Raw genomic sequence first — 13,298 nt, forward strand, 5'->3', positions numbered from 1 at the left:
GAGATGCCGGTTCTGCACCGACGTCGGCTGTTCATCCCGAAGGTCCGGCCTTCCCGGACTCCTCACGCACACGAGACAGGAACATCATGTCCCAGGACACTTCAGCACCCGACGCAGTGGTCGTCGAAGAGGCGACGGTCGTCGTCGGGCCCAGCCTGCTCGCCCGGCTCGGCGCGGAAGCCTTCGGTACGTTCTTCCTCGTCCTCTCGATCCTCGGGGTCGCGCTCTACGGCCGCTTCACGGGCGCCGGGCTGGTCCTGCCGGTCGCGCTCGCGGGCGGCATCGCGCTCCTCGCGGCGATCGCGGCCGTGGGCCACGTGTCGGGCGGGCACTTCAACCCGGCCGTGACGCTCGGCGCCGCGATCGGTGGGCGCACCGCATGGCGCGACGTCCTGCCCTACTGGCTCGCCCAGATCGTCGGCGGCATCATCGCCTCGCTCATCCTCTTCGCGACGCTCCCCAGCGCAGCGCTCCCGATCCTCCAGCAGAACGCCGTGATCGCCGACGCGACCAAGCAGGCCTTCATCTCCGGCACGGCCAACGGGTTCGGCGAGCACTCGCCGCTCGCAGCGAGCACCGGCGGGGCGTTCTCGTTCGAGTGGTTCTCGGCGTTCCTCATCGAGGTCGTCGTCACGGCCATCTTCGTCGGCGTGATCCTCGGCGTCACGGACAAGCGTTCCAACTCGAAGCTCGCGCCGACCGCGATCGGCCTGTCGCTCGCCGCGCTCCTCCTGATCGCCGCGCCGTTCACCAACGGTTCGCTCAACCCGGCACGCTCGATCGCAGCGGCGATCTTCTCCGACTCGTGGGCCCTGAGCCAGCTCTGGCTCTTCATCGTCGCCCCGCTCGTCGGCGCGGCCATCGCGGCCCTGTTCTACCGCGCATTCGCCTTCGCACCCGTCCAGGACGACCTCCTGGCCGAGGACGAGGTCTTCGTGGTCGAGGAGGAGACCGACCTGACCGGCACCCCCGCCGCGACCGCCGCCGTGGTCGCCGAGGAGGCGGCCTCGCCCGCCGTCGAGGTGCCCGAGGCCGTGGAGACCGTCGAGGTCACCGAGGTCGAGGTCACCGAGACCGAGGTCCCCGAGGCCGGCACCGGCAAGGACTCGGCGGACGAGGACGGCACGGCCCCCAAGGCCTGACCCGAACCACCGCCCGCACGACGAGGCCCGGTCCGCCGCAGCGGACCGGGCCTCGTCGTCTCGTCTCAGATGTTGGGGACCGTGACCGCGAGGGCACCCATCACGGTGGCCGTCGTGAGGTACATGATCACGTCGGTCCAGCGGGTGCGGACCGTCAGCCCCACGGGTCCGGGGCCGGGCAGGAACGCGCGGACCCCCGCCCCGACGACCAGGATCCCGACGATGACGAAGACCCCCGCCCGGGCGCCGGCCAGCAGCGTCACCGCGACCGCGAGCAGGACGCCCGCGAACACGAGCCACATCGCCAGGTTGCTCTGGGGCGCCGGCGCGACGACCACGGTCGTCTGCTCCGCAGGCTGCACTCCCCCCGCACCGTTCCCGGCGCTCACCCGAGGGATGCCCGCGAGCGGCCCGACAGGGAGCGGTCGTTCCTCGTCCGACGCCTCGGGCGCACCGTCGAGACGGTGCCACGCAGGGGCGGCGGCCGGCCGATGCTGCGTCGAGGGGTCGTTGTGCGGTCCGCGCCCACGCGCGGTGACGTCGCTCACGCTGCCCACCAGTTCACGGTTCCGAGCCTACCGCCGACTACGGTGGTGACCGTGCCCTCACCAGTCACCACCGATGTCCTGCCGCACTCGCGGCGCCCTGCGGCCGGGTCGGTCGTCGTCGTGGGCGCGGGCCTCGCCGGCGCGCAGACGGTCGCCGCGCTGCGGACCCACGGCTTCACGGGGCGCGTGACGCTGCTCGGCGCCGAGGGTGTCCCTCCCTACGACCGCCCACCCTTGTCCAAGGAGCTCCTGTCCCGGCCCGAGCCCGCCTGGCTGACCGGGGAGATCGGGGTCGACGTCAGCACGCTCGCCGACGAGCTGCTGCTCGACGACCCTGCGGTCGACCTCGAGCCCGGCACCGAGGAGGTCACGGTCACTACCCGGTCGGGGCGGCGCGTCACGGCCGACGTCGCGGTCCTCGCCCTGGGCTCCGAGCCCGTGCGCCTGCCCGGCTGGGAGGCCGCGCTCACGCTGCACACGGCCGACGACGCCGCGCGCCTGCGCGAGCGGCTCACGCCCGGCACGCGCCTGGTCTCGATCGGCGCGGGCTGGATCGGCGCGGAGATCGCCGGGGTCGCCGCGAAGGCCGGCTGCGACGTCACGGTGCTCGAGGCCGCGCAGACCCCGCTCGAGCGTCAGCTCGGCGCCGAGGTCGGCGCCCACCTGGTCCGCTGGTACGCCGACGCCGGCGCGCGCCTCCTCACCGGCGCGCAGGTCACCGAGGTGGGAGCCCGGGCCGTGGTGCTCGCCGACGGGTCACGGGTCGAGGGCGACCTCGTGCTCGCGGCCGTGGGCGCACGCCCCGCGACCGCGTGGCTCAAGGGCACGCTCCCGCTCGACCCGCGCGGCTCGATCCGCGTCAACAGCGCGGGGCGGGTGGCTCCCCCGACCGTCGCGTCGCCGTCGGGCACCTCGGGACACCTGCCCCTCAAGGCGCTGCGGCGCCTGTACGCGGTCGGGGACTGCGCGACGCGCGACAACGCGGTGTTCGGCCCCGTGCCCGGCGGGCACTGGTCCGCCGCGCTGCACGACCCCGAACCGACCGTCCGCGCCCTCCTGGGCGTCGACGAGATGCCCGCCGAGCCGCAGCCCGTCCGCGAGCTGCTCGGGCTGGCCCCGGTCCCCCAGCACGCGCCGTACGTCTTCTCGCAGCAGCTCGGGCACGACATCGCGCTGTTCGGTACGCCCTCGCCGTTCCACGAGGTCGTCTACCGCGGCGACCCGGGCGGCGGCGGGTCGGGCCACGAGGGCTGGATCGCGCTGTACCTCGAGACCGTCGCGGGCGCGCACCGTACCAACGCCGAGGGGCACCGGCTCGCGACCGTGCGCGCCGTCCTCGTGGTCGACGCCCCGCGCGAGGTGGGCCAGGTGCGCAAGCTCATGAACCGCGACGTGGCGCTGCACGTCGACGTCGAGGTCGCGACGGACCCGTCGCGCAGGCTGCGCGACGCGGTCGTCTGACGGCGCGGCGGCCGCAGGTGCCGGGCTCTCAGCCCAGACGACCACCGAGCCGGGCGTGCCGCCGGGCGCTGTCCTCGTTGAGCCCCACGAGGGTCAGGTTCTTGCCGAGCGACGCATACCTGGTGCTGACCGCGTCGAGCGTCGCGACGCTCGACGCGTCCCACACGTGCGCGCCGCTCAGGTCGATCGTGACGTCGTCCGGGTCGGTCGCGTACGCGAACTGGTGCACCAGGTCGTTCGACGACGCGAAGAACAAGGCGCCCGTCACGCGGTAGGTGCGCTCGCCGTCGGGCCCGTCCTCGCTCGTGACCTGCGTCAGGTGCGCGACCCTCCGCGCGAACGCGACCATCGCGACCAGGACGCCGCTCACCACGCCGAACGCGAGGTTGTGCGTCACGACCGTCACGACGACCGTGACGAGCATGACGGCCGTCTCGCTCCAGGGCATGCGCCGCAGCGTGCTGGGCCGGACCGAGTGCCAGTCGAACGTCGCGACGCACACCATGAGCATGACCGCGACGAGCGCTGCCATGGGGATGAGGGCCACCAGGTCGCCCAGGGCGACGACGAGCACCAGGAGGAAGACCCCGGCCAGGAACGTCGACAACCGGGTGCGCGCGCCCGAGACCTTGACGTTGATCATGGTCTGCCCGATCATCGCGCAGCCACCCATGCCGCCGAAGAGACCCGTGACGATGTTCGCGCCGCCCTGCCCCCAGGCCTCGCGGGTCCTGCTCGACCCCGTGTCGGTGATCTCGTCGACGAGCTTGGCCGTCATGAGCGACTCGAGCAGCCCGACGAGCGCCATGCCCAGCGCGTAGGGCGCGATGGTGCGCAGCGTCTCGAGGGTCCAGGGGACGTCGGGCCAGAAGAGCGAGGGCAACGAGTCGGGCAGCGCGCCCTGGTCGCCGACCGTCGGGACGTGCGCCCCGGACAGGACCACCGCGGCCGTGAGGGCGACGATCGCGACCAGCGGGGCGGGGACGACCGTCGTCCATCGCGGGAGCCCGACGATGATCGCGATCCCCGCCGCGACCAGCGGGTAGACGAGCCACGGGACGGCGACGAGCTGCGGGAGCTGAGCCAGCGCCACGAGGATCGCGAGCGCGTTGACGAACCCGACCATGACCGAGCGGGGGATGAACCGCAGCAGCCTCACGACCCCGAGCAGGGCCAGCACGATCTGGATCATCCCCGCGAGCAGGACCGTCGCGACGAGGTGGTCGAACCCGTGCTCGCGCATCACCGGCGCGATCACGAGGGCCACGGCTCCGGTCGCGGCCGAGATCATCGCGGGGCGCCCGCCCAGGAACGCGATGGACACCGCCATGGTGAACGACGCGAAGAGCCCCACGCGCGGGTCCACGCCCGCGATGATCGAGAACGAGATCGCCTCGGGGATCAGGGCCAGCGCGACGACGAGGCCGCCCAGGACCTCGGTGCGCAGGAGCCGGGGCGAACGCAGCGCAGCGACGACGGTGAGGGGGGTGCTCATGACGGACTCCTGGGGGTGTGGGGCGATCGAGCTGCCCCTCCGGGAGTCGAACGGTGCGGTGTCGCTGCACGGCCGCGCGGTCGCCGCGCCCGGTCAGGGCCCGACGACCGCGTGGTCGTCAACGGGACGGGTCAGTGCGCGAAGTGGCGCGTGCCCGTCAGGTACAGCGTGACGCCTGCGGCCTGCGCGGCCGCGATGACCTCGTCGTCACGGACCGAGCCCCCGGGCTGCACGACGGCCTTGACGCCCGCGTCGAGCAGGACCTGCAGGCCGTCGGCGAAGGGGAAGAACGCGTCGGACGCTGCGACCGAGCCGCGCGCGCGCTCCTCGCCCTCGGCGCCGAGCGTGTTGGCGCGCTCGACCGACAGGCGGCACGAGTCGACGCGGTTGACCTGGCCCATGCCGATGCCTACCGCGGCCCCGCCCTTGGCGAGCAGGATCGCGTTCGACTTCGCGGCACGCACGGCCCGCCACGCGAACGCGAGGTCCGCGAGCGTCTCGGCGTCGGCGGCCTCGCCCGTCGCGAGGGTCCACGACTCGGGGCTGTCGCCACCGTTCTCGGTCGCGGCGTCCAGGCGGTCGACCTGCTGCATGAGCAGCCCGCCCGAGATGGGGCGGATCTCGACGCCCGCGCTCGGGGCGCCGTCGACCTGGAGCAGACGGATGTTCTTCTTGCGCGAGAGGATCTCGAGCGCCTCGGGCTCGTAGCCCGGGGCCACGACGACCTCGGTGAAGACGCCCGCGATCTGCTCGGCCGCGGCCGCGGTCACCACGGCGTTGGTCGCGATGACCCCGCCGAACGCGGAGACCGGGTCGGTCGCGTGCGCCTTGGCGTGGGCGTCGGCCACGTCGGTACCGACCGCGACGCCGCACGGGTTGGCGTGCTTGATGATCGCGACCGTCGGGGCGTCGCCGTGGTCGTGCGCGGCGCGCCACGCGGCGTCCGCGTCGACGTAGTTGTTGTAGCTCATGGCCTTGCCGTGGAGCTGGGTCGCCTGCGCGAGGCCCGAGGGGCCGTGCCCGTTGGTGTAGAGCGCGGCGCGCTGGTGCGGGTTCTCGCCGTAGCGCAGCACGTCGGAGCGGTCCCAGGTGGCGCCGACCCACGCGGGGAAGCCGGTCGAGACCGGGCCCGCCTCGGTCTGGAGCGTGTCCGTGGGCGCGACGACGCTGCTCATCCAGGACGCCACCGCGACGTCGTAGGTCGCGGTGTGCACGAACGCCTGCGCCGCGAGGAGCTTACGCTGCGCGTACGTGAAGCCGCCCGCCTGGACCGCGGCGATCACGTCGCCGTAGGCGGCCGGGTCGACGACGACGGCCACGCTCGGGTGGTTCTTCGCCGCGGCGCGGACCATCGAGGGGCCGCCGATGTCGATCTGCTCGATCACGGCGTCCGGACCGGCGCCCGACGCGACCGTGTCCGCGAACGGGTACAGGTTGACGACCACGAGCTCGAACGGTGCGATCTCGAGCTGAGCAAGCTGCTCGAGGTGGTCCGCCTTGCGGGTGTCCGCGAGGATCCCGGCGTGCACGCGCGGGTGCAGCGTCTTGACGCGCCCCTCGAGGCACTCGGGGAAGCCCGTGAGCTCCTCGACCTTGGTCACGGGGATGCCGGCTGCGGCGACGGTCGACGCGGTCGAGCCGGTCGAGACGAGCTCGACGCCCGCGGCGTGCAGTGCCGTGGCGAGCTCGACCAGGCCGGTCTTGTCGTAGACGCTCAGCAGTGCGCGGCGCACGGGACGCTGGGCGTCGTCGGCGATCTGGACGGTGCCGGAGGCGGGGGAGGCAGGGGAACTTGCGGACATCGGAGTGCTCCTGTGGGTCGTCAGCGGGTCGCGGGAAGATACCGGTCACCCAGGCGCCCAGGCGGACGACGCACCAACAGGTCGATCGGACGCTCCCCGGTGGTCGTTCCCACCCTCGCCAGTCGCGGCCGCCTCCGATCTTACCGTGCCCGGTTCGCGGCGGGCTGGGGGCGGCGGGTGTCGGCTGGGCGGCGCGCTGCGCGGAGAGGGGGCGGGGCTGGGTGGGTGGTGCGGCGGGTGGGCGCCGCGCCGCGTCGGCCCGACGGCGCCACACGCCTCGGGCGTCCGGGTCCCCCACGGTCTCCGCCCGCGAGATGCGGCTCGTGGGGGTCGGAATCCGCGTTTCGACCCCCACTGGCCTCATCTCGACGGTACGCACGCTCCCGAGCGGACGAGGCAGGCGGGGGTACCGCCAGGTCGGCCCGACGGCGCCGCGCGCCTCAGGCGTCGGGGTCCCCCACGGTCACCGCCCGCGAGATGCGGCTCGTGGGGGTCGGAATCCGCGTTTCGACCCCCACTGGCCGCATCTCGCGGAGGCGCCCGATTTCCGGACGGTTCTCAGCGATCCCGGCAGCCGACGGGCGGTGGCCGACGACCGCCACATGTCAGGCACGGCCAGCGCCGGCGGCCCCAGCGACCAGCGGGTCACCCCACAGTCTCGACGGACGGCGACCGGCGACCGCCGGGTCTCAGGCGACGGCGTCCGAGGCCAGCAGCTCGTCGAGGCGTTCGAAGCCCTCGCTCATGCCGTCGGCCATTCCCGAGCCGACCATGGCGTCGCGGGCCTCGACCGACTGGTGGACCGAGCGCGTGACGATCCTGGTCCCGCCGTTGGGAAGGTCCTCGAACGAGACGGTGTCGAGGCTCACGTGACCGGGTGCGCCCGCGAACTCGAACGTCTGGACGGCGCTCGTGTCCGGGACGACCGAGTGGAACGCGCCGAAGAACCCGTACTCCTCCTCGCCTGCGCGGTGCACGTAGGCCCACGAGCCGCCCGTCCGGGCGTCCCAGTGGTCGAGGACCATCTCGTAGCGGCGCGGACCGAGCCACTGCGTGACCAGGGCGGGGTCGGTGTAGGCCCGGAACACGAGGGGGCGCGGTGCGTCGACGTCGCGGACGATCTCGATGAAAGGCGTCCCCGGAGGGGCTGTGACGGTCGTGGGGTGCTTGCTGCTCATGACTGCTCCTTCGATGGGTCCGACGACGTCGCCTGGAGTCGCCCGAGGAGGGCGTCGAGCCGGCGGTACTGCCGCTCCGCGGTGAGCCGGTACTCGTCGATCCATGCCGTGAGCCGTTCGAGCGCGGCGGGGTCGAGGTGGCAGGGTCGTCGTTGGCCGTCCCGGGTACGGGTGATGAGACCCGCGGTCTCGAGGACCTGGATGTGCCGGGACACGGCCTGCTTCGTGATGGGGAAGGGTGCGGCGAGCTCGTTGACCGTGGCCGGTCCCCTGGACAGCGTGGCGACGATGCTCCGGCGGACCGGGTCGGCCAGCGCGAGGAACGCGCGGTCGAGGGCGGCGTCGGTGTCGTCGTGCGGGTCGTCCAGGAGGGTCATGTCGGCCTGCTCGTCGTGATAAACAGTTACGTTGATCAACGTACTCGTTGACCACGAGGCAAGTCAAGGGTCCGAGCTTCAGATCCGGTGGACCCGTTGCGTACCGCGCCGTCGGGATCGAGGAAGAAGCGCCCGGTGCAGCGGGCGCGCCCGGGCCCCGTCAGCTGAGCTCGGCACGACGAACTCTCGGCAGGCGCGCTCTTCAAACCCCCGGGTCGCTCACTAGCGGCGCAGCCCCGTGGAGGCCCTCAGCCCAGCAGCGCCCGACGCCCCTCGACCCGCAAGCCCTCGCGCGCCGCGCGACCGACCGTCTCGACCAGCAGCGCCCGCTCGGCGACCTTGATGCGCTCGTGCAGCGTGGACTCGTCGTCGGCGTCCTCGACCGCCACGGTCGCCTGCGCGATGATCGGCCCCGTGTCCACGCCGTTGTCGACCACGTGGACCGTGCAGCCCGTGACCTTGACGCCGTACGCGAGCGCGTCGCGCACGCCGTGCGCGCCGGGGAACGAGGGCAGCAGCGCGGGGTGCGTGTTGATGGTCCGGCCCGCGAACCGGTCCACGAACGCCGGGCTGAGGATGCGCATGAAGCCCGCGAGGACCACCAGGTCCGGCGAGAAGACCGCCACGGCCTCCGCGACGCCGTCGTTCCACGCGTCGCGGTCCGCGAAGTCACCCGGTGCGACCACGACCGACGCGACCCCCGCCTCGCGCGCCAGGTCGAGCGCCCCTGCACCCGGCTTGTCCGTGACGACGCCCACGACCCGCGCCCCGTAGGCGGGGTCCTCGTGCGCCGCGAGCAGCGCCGCGAGGTTGCTCCCCGCCCCTGAGACCAGGACGACGACGCGCGCCGCGCTCGTCGTGTCGATGGGCTGACCGGAAGGTGTGCGCACGGTGCTCCTCAAGGGCGTCTGCGGTGGGGGGAGAATGCGGGAGAATAGCCAGGCACCACCCTAGTCCGCGCCGGAGAGGCGCCGGTCTGCTCCGCGTCCTCCGGGCCCCGGGGACGAGCACCGGCCTCCTCCCGTGCCATCCGCGAAGCACCGAGGAGCTGCCCATGGGCAACCCGTACGCGCCCCCACGTCCCGGCGCCCAGAAGCCGACCGACGAGGCGCGACAGCCCACCCCTCCCCCGGTGCAGGGACCTCCCGGCGCCCCTCGGGGCCCGCAGCAGGGCCCGCCTCCCGGTCAAGGCCGCCCGGGCGGGCCCGTCGGACCCGGCGCTCCTCAGGGCCCCGGCGGTCCGGGCAAGCCCGACCCGCTCGCGCAGGTCGACCCCGAGCAGCTGCGCGCCACGACGCGCCAGGTGCTGCACTTCGGGCTGCTCATGCTCGTCACCCTCGTCACGAGCTCGCTGGCCTTCCCCTGGCGGGTCGCGAGCCTGTTCTTCGCGGTCGTGACCATCGTGTTCGGCGTGCGCGCGCTGCGCGCGGTCTGGCGTGCCCGGCTCGGCGGGGCGCTGCTGCCCGCGGTCGCCGTCGGCCTGGGCCTGACGGTGACCATGTCGCTGTCGATGATCGGCGGCCTCGCGATGTGGGACATCGAGATGGACAACCAGGCCTGCCTCGACGGCGCGATCACGGTCGCGGCGCAGCAGGAGTGCGCGGTCCAGTACGAGCAGGCGCGCGAGCAGTGGACCAAGGACCAGCTCGGCCGGTAGGCCGTACCCGGTAGACGCCTCGACGCCGCGCCCCGGGCGATCTCAGTCGCCGGGGTGCGCCCCGTCGTCGGGCTCCTCGTCGTGGCGGTGACGCACCCGCTCGGTCACGGCCGCCTTGCCCCAGACCAGGGCGAGCGCCGCTCCCCCGGCGATCTCCGCCGCGACGAGCCCACCGGAGAGCAGGGGCGGCGCCCCCACGTGCGCCATGCGTCCGGGCCCGACGGCGCCACCCGCCGCGACCTGCAGCGTCACCACGAGCAGTCCCGAGGCCAGGGCGACACCCAGGACTGCGAGCCCCAGGTCGGTCCAGCGGGCGTCGAGCCCTCCGCACCGGCGCCACACGAACGCCCCGGCGACCAGGCCCATGACCACCACGAGCACCGGGGAGAACGAGGCGAGGACCGTCGTCCACTCGGCTCCCGGCAGCGCCCCCAGGAGCGGGATCGCGGGCAGCGCGCCGGGGTCGGAGGCCGCGGTCGTGAAGCTGCTGCCGTCACCGACCACGAAGCCGGGACCGGCGAGCCACGAGCTCACCCACAGCACCAGGTTCGGCACGACCATGAGCTGGGCGACGGCGAGGATCAGGCCGCCTACCGCACCGGGGGCGAGCCCCGTGATGATGTCGGCTGCGGTCGCGCGCCCGGCCACGACCCAGACGCCCAGCACGACGCTCGAGAGCCCCACGAGCAGGGCGACACCCAGCAGGCCCGCGCGCGCGCCCAGCCGGACGACCGGCGGGACGTAGGGGTCCAGGACCGCGGTCAGCTCGCCGACCCGGGGCGCGTCGGGGCGCGCGAGGATCCCGGCTCCCAGCCCGAGGGCGGCGACGACCGCACCACCCAGCGGGGCGAACAGGACGTCCCAGCCCGGCGCCGAGCCGGACAGCAGCGCGATCCCCAGGGTCATGAGCGCGTACACGCCCACGCCCACGGCCCACGCGGACCAGGCGGTGTGCGCCGAGCGCCGCGCCGAGGCGTAGCACGTGAAGAGCGCCAGGGCCGTGAGCCCCAGCGGGACGAGCGTCACCGTCGTCCCCGCAGCGGCCAGCGGGACCCCGTGCGCGAGCAGCCACAGCCCGGCCGCGACCGACACCGACTGCCCCCAGCCCGTGCCGTCGTCGGCCGGACCTGCCGAGGACGCGAGGAACGCCGCGACGGCCGGCAGGATCACGACGGCGAGCGAGAGCGCGAGCGCCTGGAGCGCTGCGACGAGACCGGAGACCCAGCGCCGAGGGGCCTCGAGCGGTCGCCGTGGGCCCCCGACGGGCTCCTCGAGCGTGCGGGGCGTCCCGCGCCGGGCTGCGGCGGACTGGGTCGGCGTGGTCATGGTCTCCATCGTCGTCGATCGGTCGGGCGTCGTGGGGCACGTCGTGCGGCGCGCCCGAGACCCGCCCAGGAGCGGGGTCCTCAGGGTACGCCGACGGCGCCCGGCCTCAAGGCCGGACGCCGTCGGATGGTGCTGCTCAGGCGTGCGAGGTCAGGAGAGGATCTCGCGCATGAGAGCGGCGGTCTCGGACGGCGTCTTGCCGACCTTGACGCCCGCGGCCTCGAGGGCCTCCTTCTTGGCCTGCGCGGTGCCCGACGAGCCCGAGACGATGGCGCCTGCGTGGCCCATCGTCTTGCCCTCGGGTGCCGTGAAGCCCGCGACGTAGCCGACGACCGGCTTGGTCACGTGCGCCTGGATGTACGCCGCGGCACGCTCCTCGGCGTCGCCACCGATCTCGCCGATCATGACGATCGCCTCGGTGTCGGGGTCCGCCTCGAACGCCGCGAGGGCGTCGATGTGCGTGGTGCCGATGATGGGGTCGCCGCCGATGCCGATCGCGGTCGAGAACCCGAAGTCACGCAGCTCGTACATCATCTGGTAGGTCAGCGTGCCGGACTTCGAGACGAGCCCGATCTTGCCGGGGCCCGTGATGTCGGCCGGGATGATCCCGACGTTCGACTTCCCGGGGCTGATGATGCCGGGGCAGTTGGGGCCGATGAGGCGGACGCCCTTGGCCTCGGCCAGGGTGAAGAACTCCGCGGAGTCCGCGACCGGGACGCCCTCGGTGATGATGACGGTCAGCGGCATGCCGGCCTCGATGGACTCGACGACCGCCGACCTGGTGAACGCCGGGGGCACGAAGATCACGGAGACGTCGGCGCCCGTGGCGGCGATCGCCTCGGCGACGGACCCGAAGACGGGGACGTCGACAGTGCCCTCGTCGCCCCCGCCCTTCGGGAAGCTGACCGAGGTGCCGGCCTTGCGCGGGTTCACGCCACCCACGATGTTGGTGCCGGAGGCCAGCATGCGCGTCGTGTGCTTCTGGCCCTCCGAACCCGTCATGCCCTGGACGATGACCTTGGAGTCCTCGTTGATGAAGATTGCCATGTCTGTCTGTTTTCTCTCTCGGGTCTCGGGTCAGGAAGCGGCGTTGGCCAGCTCGGCAGCCTTGTCGGCGCCGCCGTCCATCGTCTCGGCCAGGGTGACGAGCGGGTGGTTCGCCTCCGCGAGGATCGCGCGCCCCTCCTCGACGTTGTTGCCGTCCAGGCGGACGACGAGCGGCTTGTTCGCCTCGTCACCGAGGATCGCGAGCGCCTGGACGATGCCGTTGGCGACCTCGTCGCACGCCGTGATGCCACCGAAGACGTTCACGAACACGCTCTTGACCTGCTCGTCGTTGAGGATGACGTCCAGGCCCGCGGCCATGACGGCCGCGGACGCGCCGCCACCGATGTCGAGGAAGTTGGCGGGCTTGACCCCGCCGTGCTGCTCACCCGCGTAGGCGACGACGTCGAGCGTGCTCATGACGAGCCCCGCACCGTTGCCGATGATGCCGACCTGGCCGTCGAGCTTGACGTAGTTGAGGTCGTTCTCCTTGGCCTTGGCCTCGAGAGGGTCGGCCGCGTCCTTGTCCTCGAGCTCGGCGTGGTCGGCGTGCCGGAAGCCCGCGTTCTCGTCGAGGGTCACCTTGCCGTCGAGAGCGACGATCGAGCCGTCCTCGGTGCGGACCAGGGGGTTGACCTCGACCAGGGTCGCGTCCTCCTCCTTGTAGACGGTCCACAGCTTCTGGATGACGTCGGCGACCTGCACCTTGATGTCGTCGGCGAACCCGGCGGCGGCGACGATCTCGTCTGCCTTGGCCTGGTCGATGCCGACTGTCGGGTCCACCGCGACCTTGGCGAGCGCCTCGGGGCGCTCGACCGCGAGGACCTCGATCTCCATGCCGCCCTCGACGCTCGCCATGGCGAGGTACGAGCGGTTGGCCCGGTCGAGGAGCACCGAGAAGTAGAACTCCTCGGCGATCTTCGCGCCCTCCGCGATCATGACGCGGTGGACCGTGTGGCCCTTGATGTCCATGCCGAGGATCTCGGACGCCTTCTCGGCCGTCTCCTCGGGCGAGTGGGCGAGCTTGACGCCGCCCGCCTTGCCGCGACCGCCGACCTTGACCTGGGCCTTGACGACCACGGTCCCGCCACCGAGCTTCTCAGCGCCCTCGCGAGCCTCTTCGGGGGTCGTGGCAACCACGCCGCCCAGCACGGGAACCCCGTGCTTCTCGAAGATGTCGCGCGCCTGGTATTCGAACAGGTCCACCCTGTGTCGTCCTTCCATCTGACTGCCTGACCGGCCTACCGATGTCTCGACATCGAGACATC

The 13,298-nt window shown here is 73.0% G+C and carries 12 protein-coding genes and 1 riboswitch; of the genes, 3 read left to right on the forward strand and 9 right to left on the reverse strand.

Features of this window, described 5'->3' with window-relative positions:
• The first annotated feature begins 86 nt into the window (after window positions 1–86).
• Complete coding sequence (locus ASE15_RS07895; protein ID WP_082618284.1) at window positions 87–1,142, forward strand: aquaporin; 1,056 nt, start codon at window positions 87–89, stop codon at window positions 1,140–1,142.
• A 65-nt stretch (window positions 1,143–1,207) separates the two neighbouring features.
• On the opposite strand, the gene ASE15_RS20310 is transcribed toward ASE15_RS07895, so the two are convergent.
• Complete coding sequence (locus ASE15_RS20310; protein WP_056762531.1) at window positions 1,208–1,690, reverse strand: DUF3017 domain-containing protein; 483 nt, start codon at window positions 1,688–1,690, stop codon at window positions 1,208–1,210.
• Between the two features lie 51 nt (window positions 1,691–1,741).
• Between ASE15_RS20310 and ASE15_RS07905 the strand changes: the two genes are divergently transcribed.
• The gene (locus ASE15_RS07905; protein WP_235534255.1) at window positions 1,742–3,151 is read left to right on the forward strand and encodes an NAD(P)/FAD-dependent oxidoreductase; all 1,410 of its coding nucleotides are present in this window, start codon (window positions 1,742–1,744) and stop codon (window positions 3,149–3,151) included.
• A gap of 28 nt (window positions 3,152–3,179) precedes the next feature.
• Here ASE15_RS07905 and ASE15_RS07910 read toward each other — a convergent pair whose 3' ends face one another.
• The 5 genes from ASE15_RS07910 to purN all read right to left on the reverse strand — a co-directional run bounded on the left by ASE15_RS07910 (window position 3,180) and on the right by purN (window position 8,893).
• Entirely contained in the window at window positions 3,180–4,646 is a 1,467-nt protein-coding gene (locus tag ASE15_RS07910; protein WP_056762533.1) for a SulP family inorganic anion transporter, read from the reverse strand.
• Window positions 4,647–4,777: 131 nt separating this feature from the next.
• Complete coding sequence (gene purH / locus ASE15_RS07915; RefSeq protein WP_056762535.1) at window positions 4,778–6,448, reverse strand: bifunctional phosphoribosylaminoimidazolecarboxamide formyltransferase/IMP cyclohydrolase; 1,671 nt, start codon at window positions 6,446–6,448, stop codon at window positions 4,778–4,780.
• A 48-nt stretch (window positions 6,449–6,496) separates the two neighbouring features.
• A riboswitch (ZMP/ZTP riboswitch) is annotated at window positions 6,497–6,584 on the reverse strand.
• A gap of 553 nt (window positions 6,585–7,137) precedes the next feature.
• Window positions 7,138–7,626, reverse strand: a complete 489-nt coding sequence (locus ASE15_RS07920; protein WP_056647609.1) for an SRPBCC family protein — start codon at window positions 7,624–7,626, stop codon at window positions 7,138–7,140.
• Window positions 7,623–8,003 carry a helix-turn-helix transcriptional regulator gene (locus tag ASE15_RS07925; protein WP_056647607.1) on the reverse strand — a complete coding sequence of 127 codons (381 nt, stop codon included), beginning with the start codon at window positions 8,001–8,003 and terminating at the stop codon, window positions 7,623–7,625. The genes ASE15_RS07920 and ASE15_RS07925 overlap by 4 nt, the downstream gene beginning before the upstream one ends.
• Window positions 8,004–8,251: 248 nt before the next feature.
• Entirely contained in the window at window positions 8,252–8,893 is a 642-nt protein-coding gene (gene purN / locus ASE15_RS07930; RefSeq protein WP_056762537.1) for a phosphoribosylglycinamide formyltransferase, read from the reverse strand.
• A gap of 164 nt (window positions 8,894–9,057) precedes the next feature.
• Between purN and ASE15_RS21165 the strand changes: the two genes are divergently transcribed.
• A complete protein-coding gene (locus ASE15_RS21165; protein WP_056762540.1) occupies window positions 9,058–9,660 on the forward strand; it encodes a hypothetical protein in 603 nt (200 codons plus the stop codon).
• A 42-nt stretch (window positions 9,661–9,702) separates the two neighbouring features.
• Here the strand turns inward: ASE15_RS21165 and ASE15_RS07940 are convergent, their stop codons facing one another.
• From ASE15_RS07940 to sucC, 3 genes are all read right to left on the reverse strand, one after another.
• The gene (locus ASE15_RS07940; RefSeq protein ID WP_157277170.1) at window positions 9,703–10,986 is read right to left on the reverse strand and encodes a DUF6350 family protein; all 1,284 of its coding nucleotides are present in this window, start codon (window positions 10,984–10,986) and stop codon (window positions 9,703–9,705) included.
• A gap of 150 nt (window positions 10,987–11,136) precedes the next feature.
• Window positions 11,137–12,033 (reverse strand): succinate--CoA ligase subunit alpha, encoded by an 897-nt coding sequence (sucD, locus tag ASE15_RS07945; RefSeq protein WP_056647591.1) that lies wholly within the window; start codon window positions 12,031–12,033, stop codon window positions 11,137–11,139.
• Window positions 12,034–12,063: 30 nt separating this feature from the next.
• Complete coding sequence (gene sucC / locus ASE15_RS07950) at window positions 12,064–13,236, reverse strand: ADP-forming succinate--CoA ligase subunit beta (protein WP_056762544.1); 1,173 nt, start codon at window positions 13,234–13,236, stop codon at window positions 12,064–12,066.
• Between the last annotated feature and the right edge of the window lie 62 nt (window positions 13,237–13,298).

Source organism: Oerskovia sp. Root22 (genome assembly GCF_001429135.1).
Classification (GTDB): Bacteria; Actinomycetota; Actinomycetes; order Actinomycetales; family Cellulomonadaceae; genus Oerskovia; species Oerskovia enterophila.

Coding starts and splice junctions, on each gene's coding strand:
- ASE15_RS07895 (WP_082618284.1), top strand. CDS start 87: ATGTCCCAGGACACTTCAGCACCCGACGCAGTGGTCGTCGAAGAGGCG.
- ASE15_RS07910 (WP_056762533.1), bottom strand. CDS start 4,646: ATGAGCACCCCCCTCACCGTCGTCGCTGCGCTGCGTTCGCCCCGGCTC.
- purH (WP_056762535.1), bottom strand. CDS start 6,448: ATGTCCGCAAGTTCCCCTGCCTCCCCCGCCTCCGGCACCGTCCAGATC.
- ASE15_RS07920 (WP_056647609.1), bottom strand. CDS start 7,626: ATGAGCAGCAAGCACCCCACGACCGTCACAGCCCCTCCGGGGACGCCT.
- ASE15_RS07925 (WP_056647607.1), bottom strand. CDS start 8,003: ATGACCCTCCTGGACGACCCGCACGACGACACCGACGCCGCCCTCGAC.
- ASE15_RS21165 (WP_056762540.1), top strand. CDS start 9,058: ATGGGCAACCCGTACGCGCCCCCACGTCCCGGCGCCCAGAAGCCGACC.
- ASE15_RS07940 (WP_157277170.1), bottom strand. CDS start 10,986: ATGACCACGCCGACCCAGTCCGCCGCAGCCCGGCGCGGGACGCCCCGC.
- sucD (WP_056647591.1), bottom strand. CDS start 12,033: ATGGCAATCTTCATCAACGAGGACTCCAAGGTCATCGTCCAGGGCATG.